Source organism: Actinomadura vinacea (assembly GCF_039532545.1).
GTDB classification, from domain to species: domain Bacteria; phylum Actinomycetota; class Actinomycetes; order Streptosporangiales; family Streptosporangiaceae; genus Spirillospora; species Spirillospora vinacea.
The window spans coordinates 314,425-334,115 of the sequence record NZ_BAAARW010000026.1; the positions used below are offsets into that span (position 1 = coordinate 314,425).

The window sequence follows — 19,691 nt, forward strand, 5'->3', positions numbered from 1 at the left end:
TTGAGTCCGTGAATAGTGGGTTGCTTGTCGTTCTGCGGGGGCGGGATTTTCGGCGGCTGTACGCCACGCGGTTGACTTCGCAGCTCACCGATGGGGTTTTCCAGGTGGCGCTGGCGGGTTATGTGTTCTTCTCGCCGGAGCGGCAGGCCTCGGCGGGGGAGGCGGCGGCGGCGTTCGCGGTGACGTTGCTGCCCTATTCGGCGCTGGGGCCGTTCGCCGGGGTGTTCATCGACCGGTGGCAGCGGCGGCAGATCCTGGTGTGGACGCCGGTGCTGCGGGCGGTGCTGGTGGCCGTGGTCGCCGCGCTGGTCGGGGCCGGGCAGGACGGAGCGTTCTTCTACGTCGGCGTGTTGATGGTGCTGGGCGTCAACCGGTTCTTTCTGGCGGCGCTCTCGGCGGGGCTCCCGCATGTGGTGCCGCGTGAGCATCTGGTGACGGCGAACGCTTTCGCGGTGACGTCGGGGACGGTCATCGCATTCGTGGGCGCGGGTGTGGGTTACGGGTTGCGGCAGGTGTTCGGGGCGGGGAATTCGGGGACGGCGCTGATTCTGGTCGCCGCGGGCGGATTGTTCTTGTCGGCGGGATTGGTCGCGACGTCGTTGCCGCGACTCGTGCTGGGGCCTCATCTGGAGGAGGCGCCGGCGCGGACGCGGGAGGAACTGGGGAACGTCCTGCACGGTCTGGTGGACGGTGCTCGGCATATCGTGCGGCGGCGGCCGGCGGCGCTGGGGCTGGCGGCCATCTCGTTCCACCGGTTCCTGTACGGGATCGTCCTCATCATGACGCTGCTGCTGTGCCGCAACCGGTTCAATCAGAACGCGGAGGACGGGCTGGCGACGTTCGCGTTGATGCTCGGTGTTTCGGGGGCGGGGTTCTTCGCCGCGGCGCTGATCACGCCGTTGGTGGTACGGCGGATCAGCAAGCAGGCGTGGATTTCGTGGCTGCTGGGGTCGGGCGGGGTGCTGCTGCTCGTGTTCGGGACGCCGTTCACCGAGATGCCATGGGCGGTGGGCGCGTTCGGGTTGGGCGTGGTGTCGCAGGGCGTGAAGCTCTGCGTGGACACGATCCTGCAGGAGTCGATCGACGACGCCTATCGGGGACGGGTGTTCGCCGTGTACGACATGCTCTTCAACGCCACGTTCGCGGCGGCGGCGGCGCTGGCGGCCGCGTGGCTGCCGCTGGACGGCGTTTCGTACCCGACGCTGGCGATCGTGATCGCCGCGTACGGGATCGGTGCTCTGGTCTACTGGGTGGCGTCGTCGCGCGCGTCAGCGGCGGTCGCGCGACAGGACGTAGATCCGCGAAGCGCGCCCTAGAGGGACGCGGCGATGGCGTACATGGCGTCGGCGATGTGCCCCGTCTCGTCTTCGGTGCAGACGTACGGCGGCATCGTGTAGACGAGTTTGCCGAAGGGGCGCAGCCAGACGCCGTGGTCCATGGCGATTTCCTGGACGGCGGTGACGTCGACGGGTTCGCGTGCCTCGATCACGCCGATCGCGCCCAGGACGCGGGCGTCGGCCACTCCCGGAAGCTCCCGGGTGCCTTCGAGTCCGGCGGTGAGGACGGCCTCGATGGCGTCGACCTCGTCCCGCCAGTCGCGCGACAGCAGCAGGTCGATCGAGGCGGCCGCGACCGATGCCGCCAGGGGGTTGGCCATGTAGGTGGGGCCGTGCATGAGCGCGCCGCCCTCGCCGGCGGAGATCGTCTCGGCGATGCGGTCGGTGCACAGGGTCGCGGCCATCGTCATGTAGCCGCCGGTGAGCGCCTTGCCGAGGCACATGATGTCGGGGGCGATCTCCGCGTGGTCGCAGCCCCACAGCTCGCCGGTGCGGCCGAAGCCGGTGGCGATCTCGTCGAGGATCAGCGGCAGGTCGTGCTCGTCGGCCAGGTCGCGGAGGGCGCGCAGGTATTCGGGGGCGTAGAAGCGCATGCCGCCGGCGCCCTGGACGATCGGCTCGACGATGATCCCGGCGAGTTCGTGCGCGTGCGCGGCGCACAGCTTGGCCAGTTCGGCCAGGTAGGCGTCGTCGGGGTCGGCCGAGTAGCCGAGCGGGGGCGGCGGCGCGAACACGTGCCGGGCGAGCAGGTCGGTGAACATGTGGTGCATGCCGTTGACGGGGTCGCAGACGGCCATGTCGCCGAAGGTGTCGCCGTGGTAGCCGCCGCGGACGGTGAGCAGCCGGTGCCGTTCGGGCCGGCCCTGGGCCCGCCAGTACTGCACCGCCATCTTGATCGCGACCTCGACCGCGACCGAGCCGGAGTCGGCGAAGAACACCTTGGTCAGCGGCTCGGGGGAGTGCTCGACCAGCCGTTCGGCCAGCCGCACCGCGGGCGGGTGGGTGAGGCCGCCGAACATCACGTGCGCCATCTTCCCGAGCTGCGCGGTCACGGCCTTGTTCAGGACGGGGTGGTCGTAGCCGTGCACGGCGGCCCACCACGACGACATGCCGTCGATCAGCTCGGTGCCGTCGGCGAGGGTGAGCCGCACGCCGGACGCCGACACGACGGGCTGGACGGGCGCGGTCGCGGGCATCGGCGCGTACGGGTGCCAGATGTGGTCACGGTCGAAGGCGAGGAGCCGCTCGGTCTCGCGCGGGCTCATCCGGCCCAGGGTCAGCTCGATCACGAGGCCGCCTCGTCTCCGGGGAGGACGCCTTGCTCCCGGCCCCAGCGGCGCAGTTCCGCGGCGGCGGCGTCCTTGCCGATCGGGCCGCGGTCCAGGCGCAGGTCGAGCAGGAACTTGTAGGCCTTGCCCACCAGCGGTCCGGGCTTGATGCCGAGGATCTCCTGGATCTCGTTGCCGTCGATCTCGGGACGGATCGCGGCGAGCTCCTCCGCTTCGGCGAGCCGCTCGATCCGCTTCTCCAGGTCGTCGTAGGTGCGGCGCAGCCGGTCGGCCTTGCGCTTGTTGCGGGTGGTGCAGTCGGCGCGGGTGAGCTTGTGCAGGCGGGCCAGCAGGGGGCCGGCGTCGCGCACGTAGCGGCGCACCGCCGAGTCGGTCCACTCGCCGGTGCCGTAGCCGTGGAAGCGCAGGTGCAGCTCGACCAGGCGGGACACGTCCGCGATGACGTCCTTGGGGTAGCGGAGCTCGGTGAGGCGCTTGCGGGTCATCTTGGCGCCGACGACCTCGTGGTGGTGGAAGGAGACGCGGCCGCCGTCCTCGAACCGCCGGGTCTTGGGCTTGCCGATGTCGTGCAGCAGCGCCGCGAGCCGCAGCACCAGGTCCGGGCCCTCTTCCTCCTGGGCGATCGCCTGCTCCAGGACGATCAGCGAGTGCTCGTAGACGTCCTTGTGCCGGTGGTGCTCGTCGATCTCCAGCCGGAGCTTGGGCAGCTCGGGCAGGACGTGCCCGGCCAGCCCGGTGTCGACCAGCAGCGCCAGGCCCTGCCGCGGGTGCTCGCCGCAGACCAGCTTGGACAGCTCGTCGCGGATCCGCTCGGCCGACACGATCTCGATCCGGGCGGCCATGTCCTTCATCGCGGCGACGACGTCGGGCGCGACGGTGAAGCCGAGCTGGGAGGCGAACCGGGCGGCGCGCAGCATCCGCAGCGGGTCGTCGCCGAAGGAGTCCTCGGGACGGCCCGGCGTGCGCAGCACCTTGTCGCGCAGGTCGGTCAGGCCGCCGAACGGGTCGACGAACTCATGCCCGGGCAGCCGGGCGGCCATGGCGTTCACCGCGAAGTCGCGGCGCCGCAGGTCCTCCTTCAGCGACGTGCCGTACCGCACCTCCGGCTTGCGGGAGCGCGGGTCGTACGACTCGCTGCGGTAGGTGGTGATCTCCAGCTGGTGGTCGCCCTTGCGCAGGCCGACGGTGCCGAACTCGATCCCGATCGTCCAGACGTGGTCGGCCCAGCCCTTGATGATCTCCAGGACCTGTTCGGGCGGCGCGTCGGTGGTGAGGTCGACGTCCTTGCCGGGACGGCGCAGCAGCGCGTCCCGGACCGGGCCGCCGACCAGTGCCAGCTCGTGACCAGCGGCCTCGAACCGGGCGCCGAGCTCGTCCGCCACGGGGGCGACCTGGCGCAGCAGCTCGGCGATCGCGACACGCTGTGGCTGCTGCAGCGGCGTCGGGTCTGGGGTCACTTGGTGATTGGGCACGGCCATCCAGCGTATTTCCTTGTGAAGCGGCTGACAAAGGACTTTGGGGCGGTCCCGGAGGTCCCTGCGAAAGAGAGGTAAGAGAGCACTTCACATGGCGCGATCCCCGGGTTACGTTCTGGACACCCCGATGACGCCCCCGCGCGATCCGCCGGTGAGGCCTCCCGTCAGACGGTCAACGGTAGCGGGGACCACCGGGGCGCGCTAAACCGCGTCACACGCGGCCCGTATTACGCCATGGATGAAGACGGGCACTGGGGGTATGTGAGGGCTCTCGCCGGCCCGGCGGGGACCTCGCGACCGCCCGTCCAGGGGACCGATGCCGGAAACGGGGGGTTGCGGGGAGGATCCCCGCGGGACGGAGCTGACATGAAGGACGCCCTCACCATCCACCGCGCGCTCCTCGAACGCGAGACGCAGCACGAGATCGTCCGGCTGCCGATCGCGATCGCCCGTGCCGACGACCTGCCCAGGGCGCTCGGCCTGCCCACGGAACGGTGCCTGGTGACCCGCGTCCTGGCCTGCAACGACGTCCAGCGCGGCCGGCGCTTCCTGGTCGGCGTGATCGTGCCCGCCGGGACGGTCCCGCCCGCCGAGGTGGTGCGGCACGCCGTCGGCGCCCGGCTGATCCGCCCCGCCCGGGCGGACCTGGTCAACGCCGTCACCGAGTACGCCGCGGACCTGGTCTGCCCGCTGCTGCTGCCCGAGAGCATGCCGGTCCTGATCGACCGGGCGATCGTCGACGCGCACCCCCTGGACGAGGTCGTCTACACCGCGACGGGTGAGGCGTCGACGGCGCTGGGGATCCGCGCCCTCGACCTGTACGCGCTGAGCCGCGCCCGGCCCGTCCGGCTCAGCGGGCGGCGCGCCGAGCGGCCGCAGGCCCCGGCTCCGGCTCCGGCTCCGCGCGAACCCGTCCAACACCTGGGTGAGATGCGTACAACACAGGGCGAACAGGAACTCTTTATGTAAACGTGAGATGCCACCCGGCAGGGTGGGACGAGAACAGGCGGCGCGGCGTTACGCCACGCGGGGACGTCACACGAACTTCTGGGGGTGCCCGATGGACCGGACGGATCGGCCGGAACCCGGCTCGATCCCGGGCTGCGGCCCGCCGGTACGGCCTTATGGCACCGCCGCCGGGACTACGATCGAGCCCGTGATGCGGGAAAGCGACGCCAGCTGTCCACAGGCGGCCTGCTCGCCGCGGGCGGACATGGCGTGAGAACCGTCCTACGCGCGGTCGCGGCGGCGGCCTTGCTCTCCTGCGTCACGGTCGGCACGGCCCCGGCCGTCGGGGCGCTGCCCACCGAGCCCGCGGCCCGCGGCCAGTCGCGCGAACGGTCCCCGGTGTCGCTGGTGCTCGGCCAGGTCACCCCCAAGACCGCCGGCCCGACCGGCGCCCAGTCCAAGATCACCCTGACCGGGACGGTCGAGAACCGCTCCGGCCAGGCCCTGCCCGGCCTGTCGGTCCGCCTGCGCACCTCCGCGCAGCGGATGACCAGCCGCAACCAGCTGGCCCAGTACGCCGCCGGGCAGCCGTCCTGGCTACAGGGCCGGCCCGCGCAGAAGCCGCTCCCGCAGGCCGCCGGCGCAGGCGGCAAGGCCCCGTTCTCGCTCGGCACCACCACCACGGCGATCGGCCTGCAGTCCTTCGGCGTCTACCCGATCGGTGTGGAGGTCGTGAACCAGGCCGGCCAGGTCCTCGCCGGCGTCAACACCTTCATCACCTTCGTCGGGAAGCAGCGCGACTTCAAGGCGCTGTCGGTCGGCTGGGTCTGGCCGATGGTCGACCGGCAGCACCGCGCCACCGACGACACCTTCCTCGACGACCGGCTCGCCACCGACCTGGCCCCGGGCGGCCGGCTGAGCGGTCTGGTCGACGCCGCCCAGCAGACCAACACGCCGGTCACCTGGTCGATCGACCCGGCACTGATCGACGACGTCCAGACGATGGCCGCCGGACCGTACCGGGTCAAGGGGCCGCGCAGCACCGAGAGCACCCGCAAGCCCAAGAGCACCGTCGCCGCCACCTGGTTGAACTCGCTGAAGACCGCGTCCAGGACCGACCCGTACTCCGTGCTGCCCTACGCCGACCCGGACGCGGTCGCGCTCGTCCGCAACAAGATGTCCAACCATCTGGGGATCGCCTACGCCAACAGCAGCGTCGCGAGCCAGGCCCTCGGCCGCCCGCCCGTGCAGATGGCCTGGCCGCCGTCCGGAATGGCCGGCCCCGACACCCTCAACGAGCTGAGCAAGCTGGGCCGGCTGGGCAACGGCACGTTCCTGATGAGCAGCGCCGCGTTCGCCGACCCGACCCAGGGCTACACGCCGAGCGCCACCACCCGGCTGCAGACCAAGGAGGGCCCCAAGCGCACCGTCGTGTACGACGAGACGCTCAACAGGATCGTCAGCGCCGACACCCGGTCGCCGGGCGCCGCCGTGCTGGCCGAACAGCGGTTCCTGGCGGAGACCGCGATGATCACCGCGGAGGCGCCGGTGCTGGCGCGGTCCCTGGTCATCGTCCCGGACCGGCGCTGGAACCCCTCGCCGGCGTTCGCCAAGAACCTGCTGAACTACACGGCCAAAGCGGACTGGATGGCCGAGACCCCGCTGGACCGGATCGCGAACGCGGCCCCGCAGCAGCGGGTCTACCGCAACTACCCCGACGAGATGGAGGCCTACGAGCTGGGCAAGTCCTATCTCGACCGGGTGGCCGAGATCTCCCGGCGCGCGGCCCGCTTCTCCTCGGTCATGGTGGAACCGGTCACGATGACGTACCGGCGCGCCGTGCTCCGCATGGAGTCCACCGCCTGGCGGGGCCGCAACTACAAGCGCGCGGTCATGGCCCGGCAGGCGCTGTCGGAACGCCTCGACAGCGACATCGGCAAGGTCCGCATCATCACCACCGGCAACAGCCGGGTCTCGCTGGCGGGCAGCTCCGGCCGGATCCCCATCACCGTCGTCAACGACCTGCCGAACCAGGCGATCAGGGTGCGGCTGGAGGTCGTCCCGGAGAACAGCGCCCGGCTGCAGATCGGGCGGCGGGACGAGCAGGACGAGGTGATCGAGCTCGCCCCCGGGCAGAAGCAGACCCGCGGGATCCCGGTGCGGGCGGCCGGCAACGGCAACGTGCGGGTGAACGTGCGGCTGCGGTCGGACGACAACCGCGCCTTCCACAGCAAGGTCATCACGGTCCGCGTCACCGGCTACGGGCAGCTGGCGCTGCTCATCACCGGCGGCGGACTTGCCGTACTCTTCGTGGGCGTCGGAGTGCGGGCCATGAGAGCAAGGCGCCGCCGGAAAGCGGAGGCAGCCGGTGACGGATCGACCGGAGTGGAACCAGCGGCGACCGGAGAACCCGGAGGACCGTCCACCGGCTCCGGGCCGGCACCCTTCGGGCCCCCCTCCGGCGGAAGGCCAGGAGACACGGCAATGGCCCCAGCCCCCTCAGGGCCCCCCGGATCCATCCCACCGTCCGGCCCCGCAGGGGACACCGCCGCCGACGGGCCAGGGGTACCCCCCGAGGCCGCCGGGGACCCCGACCGGACCACCGGCCGGCACCGAAGCGGCAACTCGCACTGACTTCCCCCTCCCTGGAGGCGGCAGCCCCTGGGAAAGCCCTCAGGTCCCCCCACCCCCAGGAAGCCAGACCACCTGGAGCACCCCGAGCCCCCACCCTGCCCCCGGCGGCCCACAAGGCCTGAGGCCCCAAGGTGGGCCCGGCGGGCAGGCCGGTCCAGGCGGTCACCCTGGTCCCGGCGGCCCCGGCGGCCAAGGTGGCTGGCAAGGCCCGGGCCCGCAGAGCGGGCCCGGCGGGCAGGTTGGTCCGGGCGGGCATCCTGGCCCCGGCGGCGGCCAGGGTGGGCCTGAGAGGGCTGAGACGTTTGCTTGGCCGTCCACGCATCCTGGTACGCCGCCCGAGCCGTATTCCGGTGCGCCGGACGCGGCGGCGGAGTCGGGCACCCCTGACACGCCTCCCGAGCCCGCGGGCGGCGGCGGGCGGGCGTCCGGGCTGCTGCGGTCTGGCGCGATCATGGCGGTCGGCACGCTCGCGTCCCGCGTCACCGGGTTCCTGCGCACCGCGATGCTGGTCGCGGCGCTCGGCACCGGCGCGCTCGCGGACGCCTACAACACCGCCAACACGGTCCCGTTCATCGTCTACGACCTGCTCCTCGGCGGCATTCTGACGGCCGTCGTCGTGCCGCTGATCGTGCGGGCCCGGGAGCGGGACGAGGCGTACGGCGACCGCTACGAGCAGCGCCTGTTCACCCTCGCCGTCCTCGGCCTGGCGCTGATGACCGCCGCGGCCGTGGCGCTCGGTCCGGTCTTCATCTCCATCTACGGCGACGCGATGGAGGGGGCGCAACGCGATCTGGCGGTGCTGTTCGCCCGCCTGTTCGCGGTGCAGATCTTCTTCCTGGGCGTCAGCGCGTTCTCCGGCGCGATCCTCAACACGCGCAAGCGGTTCGCCGCGCCGATGTGGGCGCCGATCCTCAACAACATCGTCATCTGCTGCACCGCCGCCGCGTTCCTGCTGGTCGCCAGCGGCCGGGTGTCGCCGGACTCGATCACGGACGGGCAGGTGGCGCTGCTGGCCGGCGGCACCATCGGCGGCATGACGCTGCAGACGCTGGCGCTGTGGCCGTCGCTGCGCGGCTCCGGGTTCCGCTGGCGGCCGCGGCTGGACTTCAAGAAGGGCGAGCTGGGCCAGATCCGGAAGATGGCGGTCTGGACGCTGACCTACGTCGTCATCACGCAGATCGGGTTCGCGGTGACGACCCGGCTGGCGAACGCGGCAGGCGTGCTGGGCCGCAAGGAGGGCTTGGGCGACGTCGGGTACACCCCGTACTTCAACGCCTACCAGCTCTTCCAGCTGCCGTACGCGATCATCGGCGTTTCGGTGATCACCGCGCTGCTGCCGCGGATGAGCGAGCACGCCGCCGGCGGCCGGATGGCCGAGGTCCGCGACGACTTCTCCAGCGGGCTGCGGCTGTGCTCGGTGGTCATCCTGCCCGCCGCCGGGCTGATGGGCGTGCTGGCCTCGGAGATCGCCGTGGTGCTGTTCGCGCACGGGCAGACCACCGAGGCCAACGCGCAGGTGATCGCGGACGTGCTGCGGATGTTCGCGATCGCGCTGGTGCCGTTCGCCGCGTACCAGCTGATGCTGCGCGTCTTCTACTCGATGCAGGACACCCGCACGCCCACGTTCATCGGGGTCGGCGTGGTGATCACCAACATCGCGATGGCGCTGACCGCCTACTCCGTGCTGCCCACCGAGAAGATCATCGTGGGGATCGCGGGCGGCTTCGCGATCGCGCAGACCACCGGCGCGGTGCTCGGCTGGGCGGTCCTGCGGCGCCGGCTGGGCGGCATGGACGGGCGCCGGATCTTCGTCTCGTACCTGAAGGTGGTGGTCGCGCTGTGGCCGCTGATCGGGTTCGCGTACGCGACGCACGCGGTCCTGGACGCGGCGTTCGGCACGGGCCTGTTCACCGGCCTGGTCGCGCTCGTGGTCGGCAGCGCCGGCGGCGGCCTGCTCTATCTCGCCTTCGCCCGGATGCTGCGGGTGGAGGAGGTCGGCTCCATGCTTTCGATGGTGACACGCAGGTTGCCCGGACGGGGTTGACCCAGGTCGCCGGGGGGACGCCTGGCAAAGTACACAGGACGCGCCCCGATAAGGCAGCCGTCGAACAGAGTAAGCACTACCATGTTGGAGACTACGGCTTGCGGGGCGACACCCTGGGGAACGCAAAAGGAGGGTCGGAGGCGTAAGCTGCCACGCCACGAACATGGGATCTGACCACCTGTGCAGGATGCTGTGAGCACGTCCGTCATCGAGCCAGGCACACGCCTCGCCGGTCGCTACCGTCTCGAGGAGCGCATCAGCGACTCGGGCGGCTCCTGTCTCTGGAAGGCCATCGACGAGATCCTGGCTCGCGCCGTGGCCGTCCGGACCTTCGACCAAGACTTCCCTCGCATCGCCGAGGTGGTCACCTCCGCCCGCGCCGCCAGCCGGCTCACCGACCCCCGCCTCACCCAGGTGTTCGACGCCGACGACAGCGGCGAGAGCGCCTACGTGGTGAGCGAGTGGGTCGCCGGCGAGACCCTGGAGCAGATGCTCGGCAAGGCCCCGCTGGAGCCGGGCCGCGCCGCGACGCTGCTGTACGAGGCGGCCGAGGCGATCACCGCGGCGCACGAGGCGGGCCTGGCCCACCTGTGCCTGTCCCCGCGCGATCTGGTCTGGACGACCGGCGGCACCGTCAAGGTGCTCGGCATCGCCACCGACGCCGTCCTGGCCGACCGCGACGCCGACGATCCCGCCGCTCAGGACGTCCGCGGACTCGGCGCGATGCTGTACGCCGCGCTCACCGCGCACTGGCCGGGCGAGCCGGAGCGGTCGTCGCTGCCCGCCGCCCCGCCGGCGTCCCCGGGGGGATCGGGGGAGGACGGCGAGCCGCCCATGGCGCCCCGGCAGGTGCAGGCGGGCGTGCCGTTCGCCGTCGACTCGATCGTCTGCCGCTGCCTGGGCATCGAGGTGCCCGGGCAGGAGCCGCTGACCGAGCCCGCCGAGCTCGCCAAGGCGCTGCGGGGCGTGCCGCGCACGCCGCTGCCGCTGTTCGCCGGGCTGGCCAACAACCATCCCGCGCCGCCGGCGCCGAGGGCGGGCGATGACGAGGGCGCCCAGCGCACCCGCCGGCTCGACGGCCCGCCCACGCGTCCCCGCGAGCAGCCCAACCGGCAGCGCCAGCAGCGCCCGTCCCGCCAGGAGCAGCGCCGGCACGCGATGCCGCAGCCCGCTCCGGCGCCCCAGCGCACCGCTCCCGCGCAGCACGCCGGGCACGGTATCCACGCGGCCCGGCCCCCTGCGCGCTCAAGCAACCGGGCGCTCCTGGGCGTCGCCGCGGCCGCGCTCACCGTCATCGTCGGTCTCGGCGCCTGGGCGCTGACGAGCGGCGACGGCGACAAGGGCGGCGCCACCCCGCCGGGCACCGGCAAGGGCCGGCAGTCCCAGGCCGCGAAGCCGCAGCCCACCAAGCTCACCGTGCAGAACGTCACCGCGGCCCAGCAGTCGAAGCGGGGCCGCACCGACACCACCATCGGAAAGCGCCTCGACGCGATCAACGACGGCCGTACCGGCAAGACGTGGGACACCCAGTCCTATGCCGACGTCAACTTCGGCAACCTCGCCGAGGGCCTGGGCGTCACCCTCGACATGGGCCGTCCCGTCCAGGTCAGCAGCGTCAAGGTCAACGTCCCCGACGGCGGCGGCATCCTGCAGGTGAAGATCGGCGACCAGGACACCCCGAGCGCCCTCACTCCGGCGGGGAGCCATACGACCATCCCGGGCGAGAACACGATCAACGTCAAGGCGCAGGCCCGCGGCCGCTACGTGCTGGTCTGGTTCACCAAGCTCCCGTCCAGCCTGAAGGGCAAGATCAGCGAGATCGCGGTCTACGGCTCCGCCGGGGGCTGACGCCGGTCCGCGGCCGAGGGAATTCATCCGCACCGAAGCACGAGGAGCGTAGATCACCGTAGGTACGGGACATTGCGCGGGCAGTGATCATCTGCCTGGTTGTCGCGTGCCCGCCGCCCGCGGCGGCGCGACGACGGCGGAACCGTACCCGCGACCACCGGTTCGCAGGAAGCCGGCGCACCCGCGAAAGCCCTTCGGAGCGCCGCCGGACGGCCGCCGGGGCACGGAAAAGCCCTGTTCCCCGTCGTATGATCTGTCCCGGGAAGTGTCGCATGTCGGTATCGTGCCTGTGAGCATCATGTCCCCTCCCCACAGGATTTCAGCGGTGTCGACGCGACCAGGCAAGATCGATCGCAGGTACCCGGCGTTGCCCGGCTCGCGCGCACGCGAGGACGGCCGCTCATGACGTCAGTGAGCATGCGGCACGTGGACGGGGTTCCCGACAAGGAACTGCTCGCGCGCCACTCCCAGGGGGATCCGCACGCGTTCGCCACCCTCGTCCAGCGGCATCGCGACCGGATGTGGGCGGTCGCGCTGCGCACGCTCGGCGACCCGGAGGAGGCCGCCGACGCGCTCCAGGACGCCTGCCTCTCGGCGTTCCGCGCGGCCGGCCGGTTCCGCGGCGACGCCGCCGTCACCACCTGGCTGCACCGCATCGTGGTGAACGCCTGCCTCGACCGGATCCGCCGCAAGTCCGTACGGCCCGCCACTCCCATGGGCGACGACGCCACCTTCGACGCCGTCGCGCCGAAGATGCCCGACCCGACCGACGCGCACGGGGTCTCACTGGACGTGCACGCCGCGCTGGCCAAGCTGCCGTTCGAGCAGCGCGCCGCGCTGATCCTGGTCGACATGATGGGCTACTCGGTCGACGACGCCGCCCAGGTGCTGGAGGTACCACCCGGAACGATCAAGAGCCGGTGCGCGCGCGGGCGCGCCAGGCTGGCCCCCCTTCTGACGCACCACAGGAACCGTAGGGACCCCAGGAACGTCGGAGGTGTGGAAGGAGGTGGCATGCCTTAATGAACCCCGCGCATTATGACTACGAGACCCTGGCCGACTTGGCCGAGGGACTCCTCGAAGACGATATGGCCGCCTCCGTCAGCGAGCACCTCGATGCCTGCGCCGAGTGCCGGGAACGATCCGCCGACCTTGCGGACGTCTCCCAGCTCTTGGCGGAGGCACCCGTCCCGTCCATGCCCGCCGAGCTGGCGTCACGCATCGATTCGGCCATCGCGGCCGAGTCGCTGAACAACGCCACCGTGGTGAGCCTGGAACGCAGACGCGGCCGACGGCATTGGCGGATCATGTCGGCCGCGGCCGCGACGGTGATCGTGCTCGGTGGCGGTGGAATGATCGGCTCCCTGGTCCTGGGCGGCTCGAACGAGCACCAGGGCACGGCCGGCGCCCCGATCTCGGACAACAACGACCGTGGCTCCGGCCAGAACGAGAAAAAGCCGACCAAGAGCACCCTGGTGGCTCCCCCCGACGGTCCTGCGTCCGCGCAGACCGGCTACCAGGTCTCCCGTACCGGCACCCACTACCGCGCCGCCACCCTCGACCGCCAGGTCGACGGCGTCCTGAAGAAGCAGCACGGCGAGCAACGCGCCAAGACCGGCCGTCCACCCGACGGCGCCCTGACCGGATGCGTCGGCAAGATCGCACCGGGCCGGTCGCCCAGCCTGGTGGACGCCGCGAAGTACGAAGGAGCCCCCGCGACCGTGATAGCGGCCCCTGGATCGTCGTCGAACACCCTCGACATCTGGGTCGTCGGGCCGGGTTGCTCCGCCCAGGACGCCAAGCTCCTGAAACGACTGACGGCGACCCGCCGCGGCTGACCGTCCACGCCGGAGCGGCCGAAGGGCCGTCCGTGGAACGGTGTCACCGCCCCCATGTGACCCCGTCTCCCTCCTAGCGTGCGTGCGCGCCGCCGTCCCGCATGAAGTCTCGTGTGGGACGGCGGCCGCGCGGCCCGGCCGCCCGAATCCGCGCGGCCGGTATATGTCAAGGCGTACCCCTGCCGAGCGTCATGGCCATCGGCCCAGGGCACGCTCGGAAAATCCACCCAAGCGATCCCCTCATGACCGGCCTACGGGCGAGCGGTCACCGCGGGACCTCCCTATGACCACTCCGTGAACGATCGATCACGCTACCGGACGGCGGCGGTCCCAGTACAGGTCACAGATCCGCTAGAAAGCCCAGGGCGATCGTCCAGGCACGCTCGGCGGCCTCGGCGTCGTGGTCGGGCAGGTCCGGGTCGGTGAACAGGTGGCCCGCGCCCCGGTAGCGGAAGACCTCCACGTCCGCCCCGGCCCGGCGCATCCGGAGATACCAGGCGTTGAGCCAGTCGACGGGCTCGTAGGTGTCGGGGTCGGCCACGTGCAGCTGCACCGGGATCTCGGTGGACGCGTCGTCCGCGAGATCGGACGTGCCGTGCATGAGCAGCAGGCCGCGCGCCTTGCCGTCGGCGAGCGCGAGGTTCTGCGCGATCGAGCCGCCCAGCGAGAACCCCGCGTAGACCAGGCCCTGGTCGGCGTGCGGCGCGGCGGCCGCCACCGCGCGGCGCAGCAGCTCGTCCCGGCCGATCTCCTCCTTGAGCTCGATGCCCGCCTCGGGGGTGTCGACGACGCGGCCGTCGTACAGGTCGGGGACGTGCACCTCGTGCCCGGCCGCCCGCAGCCGCCCGGCCGCGTCATGCACGGCGGGCCGCAGGCCGTACATCGAATGGAGGAGGAGAATCGACGCCATGGGCTCAGCCTACGGCGGGTCTCGGAGGCGTCCGAACCGCGCCGAAGGGCCCAGGGCGTGTCTCAATGTCAGGCCTCAGGTGCCGCGCGAGCGCGTTGCCTGGCCGGTGGGGCGATGCCGGAGGCGCGAGCGTCATCGGGCAGATCGCGAAGCGATGTCGCGCTCGCCAAGGCCCGGTTAGGGGCGAGCCGCCAGGCGAGCACCGTAGGCCGGGACTTTGAAACACGGCCTGGTCGGGCAGGTCGGGAATCACCGGGCCCTAGTATCGGTTGACGCGACTGGCAGGCCGGGGCGCACGGGAGGCGGAACGCCCCCGCGGCGGCCGTGAAGAGTCGGCCGGCAGGTGAACAGAGGAGAGGCACAGAACAGTGAGCGACGTCCGCAACGTCATCATCATCGGCTCGGGCCCCGCCGGCTACACCGCCGCCGTCTACGCCGCCCGGGGTGATCTGCGGCCGCTGGTGTTCGAGGGTTCGGTGACCGCCGGGGGCGCGCTGATGAACACCACCGACGTGGAGAACTTCCCCGGTTTCCCGGACGGGATCATGGGCCCGGACCTGATGGACAACCTGCGCAAGCAGGCCGAGCGGTTCGGCGCCGAGCTGATCGCCGACGACGTCACCGAGGTCGATCTGGCCGCCGACCCGAAGGTCGTCAAGGTCGGGGAGGACGTCTACCGCGCCCGCACCGTGATCATCGCGACCGGGTCGGGCTACCGCGAACTCGGGCTGGAGAACGAGAAGCGGCTGTCCGGCCGGGGCGTGTCGTGGTGCGCCACGTGCGACGGCTTCTTCTTCCGCGAGCAGGACATCGCCGTGGTGGGCGGGGGCGACACCGCGATGGAAGAGGCGATCTTCCTGACCAAGTTCGCCCGCTCGGTGACCGTGGTGCACCGCCGCGACTCCCTCCGCGCCAGCAAGATCATGCAGGATCGGGCGCTGGCCAACGAGAAGATCACCTTCCGGTGGAACAGCGAGGTCGTCGAGGTGCACGGCGACGACCGCGTCACCGGCGTCCAGCTGCGCGACACCGTCACCGGCGAGGAGAGCCGGCTGGACGTGACCGGGCTGTTCATCGCGATCGGGCACGACCCGCGCAGCGAGCTGTTCGCCGGCCAGCTGGACACCGACGCCGACGGCTACCTGCTGGTCGAGGCCCCGACCACCAAGACCAAGATCCCCGGGGTGTTCGCCTCCGGCGACGTGGTCGACCACATCTACCGCCAGGCCGTCACCGCCGCGGGCAGCGGCTGTGCCGCCGCCATCGACGCCGAACGCTGGCTGCAGGACCGGGACGCCGCCGAGACGGTGCCGCAGCCCCCCAAGGAACTGTCCCACCAGGGCTGACCAGGCCCGGCGGACGGGGATCCGCCCGCCGGGAAACACAGTGAGGAGATGTCATGAAGGCCGTGACCGACGCCGACTTCGAGGCCGAGGTGCTCAAGAGCGACAAGCCCGTCCTGGTGGACTTCTGGGCGGAGTGGTGCGGACCGTGCCGCATGATCGCCCCGATCCTGGAGGAGATCGCCGCCGAGCACGGGGACAAGCTCGAGATCGTCAAGCTCAACATCGACGAGAACCCTGAGGTCCCGGCCAAATACCAGATCCTCGGCATCCCGACGCTGAACGTCTACAAGGACGGCGAGGTCGTCAAGCAGATCCAGGGCGTGAAGCCCAAGGCCGCGCTGCTGCGCGAGCTCGGCGAGTTCGTCTGACCCGTCCCGTCTCTCCTCTCCGCTTCGCGACCTCGTCCTCCCGCGGCGAGCGCGATTCCGCAGGGCCCGTGCCACCACAGGCACGGGCCCTGCGCTCTTTCCACGAGAGCGCCCGTTGCGCCGTCCCCGGCTGAAGCAGGGGATTGATCTTCCTGCTTCACCGCCGGCAGCCGACCCGAGCCAACGGCAAGGGACGGCGGCTTGGACGGACGGCCGTGGCCGAACACGGGGCGGGGGCCTCTGGGAGGGACTGAGCGGGCCTCAGACGGGACGGAGAGCGCCTTCCGGGGTCATGGAGCCAAGGAGACGTTCCAAGGCCACCTCGACGTCCTCACGCCACGAGAGTGCCGACTTGAGCTCCAGCCGGAGGCGGGGGTATCGGTGGTGCGGCCGGACGGTCTTGAACCCGACCGAAAGCAGGTAGTCGGCGGGGACCATGCACCCGCCCTCCTCGCCCTTGAGATCCCCGAACGCCTCGATGGCCTTCACCGCGCGGCGGGTGAGGTCCTTGGCCACCCCCTGGACGAGCATCCGGCCGAGCCCGCCGCCCGCGAACTCGGGCACGATGTGCCCGGTCATCAGCAGCACCGCGTCGGCGCTCACCGGGCTGGTCGGGAAGGCCACCGAGCGCGGGACGTACAGCGGCGGCGCGTAGAGCACGAAACCCGCCGGCACGTCGTCCACATAAACGATCTTGCCGCAGCTGCCCCACTCCAGCAGCGTGGAGGAGATCCACGCCTCCTTCTCCAGGTCCGGGTCGCCGGCCCCGACGGCGCGGTCCCCGCTCACCGGATCCAGCTCCCAGAAGACGCAGCGGCGGCAACGGTGCGGTAGATCGTCCAGATTGTCCAGTGTGATGTTGACGAGGCGACGCGACACCGGATCTGCACCCCCCTGAGGCCCCACCCGTCCGTCCCGCGTCCTCGGTGGCGCGTGAGCGGGGACCGGCGGGCGAGCTCTTCTGGTGTACGTGAGTTCTCGCGCGGAGCGCCACATCGCGGAATTCCCGGCGACACTCCGGGACCCTCGGGCATCGTATCGGACAGGGGGCTTTCCCCCGGCGGGCGGCACGGACGCGCGAAAGCCTCCCATCAGGGCCCAGGGCGGTCGCCGCAACGGTAAAGAATGCGCCCCATCTGGAGGCGGCGGTCGTCCCCGGCCCGGACATGGGCGTCCAAGGAAGAAGCAGAGAGATGGGGCGGAGCCTTACAAGCGGGGCGCCGCCCGTCGCACTGACAGCAATGTCGTAGTTTGCAATGACGTCCGAACACCCTTGGAGGTGCCTCGTGAACCAGCACTCGCGTACAGACGCCTATACCGATCGCTACGCCGCCCGTGCCGCAGGCATGGTGGCCTCGGAGATCCGGGCTCTGTTCGCGGTCGCTTCGCGCCCCGAGGTGGTCTCCCTGGCGGGCGGCATGCCCTACGTCTCGGCGCTGCCCTTGGACGCCGTAGGGGAGATGGTCGGAGAACTGGTGGCGCGCAACGGCGCCGAGGTCCTCCAGTACGCCTCCGCCCAGGGCGACCCGCTGCTGCGCGAACGCATCTGCGAGGTCATGGCGCTGGAGGGCGTCCAAGCGTCCGCGGACGACGTCGTCGTGACCGTGGGGGCGCAGCAGGCACTCGACCTCATCACCCGCATCTTCGTGGACCCGGGCGACGTCGTCCTGGCGGAGGCGCCGTCCTACGTGGGCGCGCTGGGCACCTTCGCGTCCTACCAGGCGGACATCGTGCACGTCCCCCTGGACGACGGCGGCCTCATCCCCTCCGCCCTGCGCGAGACCCTGGAACGGCTCCGCCGCGAAGGACGCCGCGTCAAGTTCCTCTACACCGTGCCCACATTCCAGAACCCCGCGGGCGTCACCCTCACCACCGCCAGGCGCGCCCAGATCCTGGACATCTGCACCGAGTACGACGTGCTCATCATCGAGGACAACCCCTACGGGCTCCTCGGCTTCGACGGCGAACCCATGCGCGCCCTCCGCGCCGACGACCCCGACCGGGTCCTCTACCTCGGCTCGTTCTCCAAGACGATCGCCTCCGGGCTGCGCGTGGGGTGGGCGCTCGCGCCGCACGCCATCCGCGCCAAGCTCGTCCTGGCCGCCGAGTCGGCGATCCTGTGCCACCCCAGCTTCTCCCAGTTCGCCGTCCGCGAGTACCTCGGCACCCAGCCGTGGCGCGAGCAGATCAAGGACTTCTGCGAGCTGTACCGCGATCGCCGCGACGCCATGCTCGAAGCGCTCGAGGCGATGATGCCCGAAGGCTGCACCTGGACGCGGCCCGCCGGGGGCTTCTTCGTCTGGCTGACCCTCCCCGAAGGCCTGGACGCCAAGGCGATGGCCCCCCGGGCCATCGCGGACCGCGTCGCCTACGTGCCCGGGACGGGCTTCTACGCCGACGGCTCGGGACACCGGCACATGCGGCTGTCCTACTGCTACCCCGAACCGAACCGCATCCGCGAAGGCGTCCGCCGCCTCGCCGCCGTCGTCGAGCAGGAGATCCAGCTGCGGGACACTTTCGGCGGAGTCGAGGCGACCTCCCCCACCGGCGTCGACACCCCTGGTCCCGGAGTCGTCTGAAGGTTCAAAAGACGCGCCGGCTCCCCCATCCTGGAGCCGGCGCGTTTCTACGTGAACCATCGGTGGAAGGCTGAGATTCCCAGCACCAGCCAAGTCGCGTCCTCTGGGACGCCTGTTACGCAAGGGGCTTCGATTGGAACTCGGGCATGTGGTCGTCCTGGCCGGCGGTCTGTCGTACGAGCGGGAGGTCTCGCTGCGCTCGGGCCGCCGGGTCGCGGACGCGCTGCGCGCCGCCGAGGTCCCCGTCGAACTCCGCGACGCCGACGCGACGCTCCTGGACGCCCTCTCCCAGGACCCTCCGGACGCTGTCTTCCCCGTACTCCACGGCGCGGCGGGCGAGGACGGAGCGATCCGCGACGTCCTGGAACTCCTCGGCATCCCCTACGTCGGCGCCCGTCCCGACGCCTGCCGGGTCGCCTGGGACAAGCCGAGCGCCAAGTCGGTCGTCCGCAGGGCGGGGCTGAGCACGCCCGCGTCCGTCGCCCTCCCCAAGGAGGTCTTCCACGACCTCGGGGCGTCATCCGTCCTCGACCACATCGTGCGCCGGCTCGGACTCCCCTTGTTCGTGAAGCCCACCCGCGGCGGCTCCGCCCTCGGCGGCTCCGTCGTACGGCAGGCCGGCGAGCTCCCCGCCGCGATGGTCGGCTGCTTCGCGTACGGCGATGCCGCCCTCGTCGAACAGTACGTTGCCGGCACCGAGGTCGCCGTCAGCGTCATCGAACACGCGGGGGAGCCGCGGGCCCTCCCCGCGGTAGAGATCGTCGCCCCGGGCGGCCGCTACGACTACACCGCCCGCTACGACTCCGGCGACACCGAGTTCGTCACCCCGGCCCGCCTCACCCCCGAGGCCGCCGAACGCGCCACCCTCGCCGCCGTCACCGCCCACCGCGCCCTGGGCCTCCGCGACCTCTCCCGTACCGACCTGATCGTGGACGAGTCCGGCGAGGCACACTTCCTCGAAGTCAACGTCGCCCCCGGCATGACCGAGACCAGCCTCCTCCCCTTGGCGGTCTCAGCCGCCGACCTGGATCTGGGCACCGTCTGCCGCGACCTCCTGCTGGCACGTTTCCCGTGA

At 71.4% G+C, this 19,691-nt stretch carries 15 protein-coding genes; 11 read left to right on the forward strand and 4 right to left on the reverse strand.

What is annotated here, in order from left to right; all coding sequences use genetic code 11:
* Positions 1–71: 71 nt before the first annotated feature.
* Positions 72–1,316 (forward strand): MFS transporter, encoded by a 1,245-nt coding sequence (locus ABD340_RS34600; RefSeq protein ID WP_344594786.1) that lies wholly within the window; start codon positions 72–74, stop codon positions 1,314–1,316.
* Here the strand turns inward: ABD340_RS34600 and ABD340_RS34605 are convergent.
* Both ABD340_RS34605 and ABD340_RS34610 read right to left on the reverse strand, forming a co-directional pair.
* Entirely contained in the window at positions 1,313–2,626 is a 1,314-nt protein-coding gene (locus ABD340_RS34605; protein ID WP_344594787.1) for an adenosylmethionine--8-amino-7-oxononanoate transaminase, read from the reverse strand. The two genes, ABD340_RS34600 and ABD340_RS34605, sit on opposite strands and share 4 nt — an antisense overlap.
* Positions 2,623–4,104: a CCA tRNA nucleotidyltransferase gene (locus tag ABD340_RS34610; RefSeq protein WP_425547500.1), complete on the reverse strand. Its 1,482-nt coding sequence runs from the start codon at positions 4,102–4,104 to the stop codon at positions 2,623–2,625. The genes ABD340_RS34605 and ABD340_RS34610 overlap by 4 nt, the downstream gene beginning before the upstream one ends.
* A 363-nt stretch (positions 4,105–4,467) precedes the next feature.
* Here ABD340_RS34610 and ABD340_RS34615 point away from each other — a divergent pair, with 363 nt between their 5' ends.
* From ABD340_RS34615 to ABD340_RS34640, 6 genes are all read left to right on the forward strand, one after another.
* Positions 4,468–5,070 (forward strand): aminoacyl-tRNA deacylase, encoded by a 603-nt coding sequence (locus ABD340_RS34615; RefSeq protein ID WP_344594789.1) that lies wholly within the window; start codon positions 4,468–4,470, stop codon positions 5,068–5,070.
* A gap of 249 nt (positions 5,071–5,319) precedes the next feature.
* Positions 5,320–7,683, forward strand: a complete 2,364-nt coding sequence (locus ABD340_RS34620) for a DUF6049 family protein (RefSeq protein WP_344594791.1) — start codon at positions 5,320–5,322, stop codon at positions 7,681–7,683.
* 433 nt (positions 7,684–8,116) lie between these two features.
* Positions 8,117–9,727, forward strand: coding sequence for a murein biosynthesis integral membrane protein MurJ (murJ, locus tag ABD340_RS34625; protein ID WP_344594899.1), 1,611 nt, complete (start codon positions 8,117–8,119; stop codon positions 9,725–9,727).
* Positions 9,728–9,919: 192 nt separating this feature from the next.
* On the forward strand, positions 9,920–11,575 hold the full coding sequence (locus ABD340_RS34630; protein WP_344594793.1) for a protein kinase family protein: 1,656 nt from the start codon (positions 9,920–9,922) through the stop codon (positions 11,573–11,575).
* 402 nt (positions 11,576–11,977) lie between these two features.
* A complete protein-coding gene (sigM, locus tag ABD340_RS34635; protein ID WP_344594794.1) occupies positions 11,978–12,598 on the forward strand; it encodes an RNA polymerase sigma factor SigM in 621 nt (206 codons plus the stop codon).
* A complete protein-coding gene (locus ABD340_RS34640) occupies positions 12,598–13,413 on the forward strand; it encodes an anti-sigma factor family protein (RefSeq protein ID WP_344594796.1) in 816 nt (271 codons plus the stop codon). The genes sigM and ABD340_RS34640 overlap by 1 nt, the downstream gene beginning before the upstream one ends.
* A 340-nt stretch (positions 13,414–13,753) precedes the next feature.
* Here the strand turns inward: ABD340_RS34640 and ABD340_RS34645 are convergent, their stop codons facing one another.
* Positions 13,754–14,323: a dienelactone hydrolase family protein gene (locus tag ABD340_RS34645; RefSeq protein ID WP_344594797.1), complete on the reverse strand. Its 570-nt coding sequence runs from the start codon at positions 14,321–14,323 to the stop codon at positions 13,754–13,756.
* A 368-nt stretch (positions 14,324–14,691) separates the two neighbouring features.
* Between ABD340_RS34645 and trxB the strand changes: the two genes are divergently transcribed.
* Entirely contained in the window at positions 14,692–15,669 is a 978-nt protein-coding gene (gene trxB, locus ABD340_RS34650) for a thioredoxin-disulfide reductase (RefSeq protein WP_344594798.1), read from the forward strand.
* Between the two features lie 53 nt (positions 15,670–15,722).
* Entirely contained in the window at positions 15,723–16,037 is a 315-nt protein-coding gene (gene trxA, locus ABD340_RS34655; protein WP_344594800.1) for a thioredoxin, read from the forward strand.
* Positions 16,038–16,298: 261 nt separating this feature from the next.
* Here trxA and ABD340_RS34660 read toward each other — a convergent pair whose 3' ends face one another.
* Positions 16,299–16,916 carry a GNAT family N-acetyltransferase gene (locus ABD340_RS34660; protein WP_344594802.1) on the reverse strand — a complete coding sequence of 206 codons (618 nt, stop codon included), beginning with the start codon at positions 16,914–16,916 and terminating at the stop codon, positions 16,299–16,301.
* 377 nt (positions 16,917–17,293) lie between these two features.
* On the opposite strand from ABD340_RS34660, the gene ABD340_RS34665 reads away from it, so the two are divergent.
* Both ABD340_RS34665 and ABD340_RS34670 read left to right on the forward strand, forming a co-directional pair.
* On the forward strand, positions 17,294–18,616 hold the full coding sequence (locus ABD340_RS34665; RefSeq protein WP_344594804.1) for an aminotransferase-like domain-containing protein: 1,323 nt from the start codon (positions 17,294–17,296) through the stop codon (positions 18,614–18,616).
* Between the two features lie 133 nt (positions 18,617–18,749).
* Positions 18,750–19,691: a D-alanine--D-alanine ligase family protein gene (locus ABD340_RS34670; RefSeq protein ID WP_344594805.1), complete on the forward strand. Its 942-nt coding sequence runs from the start codon at positions 18,750–18,752 to the stop codon at positions 19,689–19,691.

Coding starts and splice junctions, on each gene's coding strand:
- ABD340_RS34610 (WP_425547500.1), bottom strand. CDS start 4,104: ATGGCCGTGCCCAATCACCAAGTGACCCCAGACCCGACGCCGCTGCAG.
- ABD340_RS34615 (WP_344594789.1), top strand. CDS start 4,468: ATGAAGGACGCCCTCACCATCCACCGCGCGCTCCTCGAACGCGAGACG.
- sigM (WP_344594794.1), top strand. CDS start 11,978: ATGACGTCAGTGAGCATGCGGCACGTGGACGGGGTTCCCGACAAGGAA.
- ABD340_RS34640 (WP_344594796.1), top strand. CDS start 12,598: ATGAACCCCGCGCATTATGACTACGAGACCCTGGCCGACTTGGCCGAG.
- ABD340_RS34645 (WP_344594797.1), bottom strand. CDS start 14,323: ATGGCGTCGATTCTCCTCCTCCATTCGATGTACGGCCTGCGGCCCGCC.
- trxA (WP_344594800.1), top strand. CDS start 15,723: ATGAAGGCCGTGACCGACGCCGACTTCGAGGCCGAGGTGCTCAAGAGC.
- ABD340_RS34665 (WP_344594804.1), top strand. CDS start 17,294: ATGACGTCCGAACACCCTTGGAGGTGCCTCGTGAACCAGCACTCGCGT.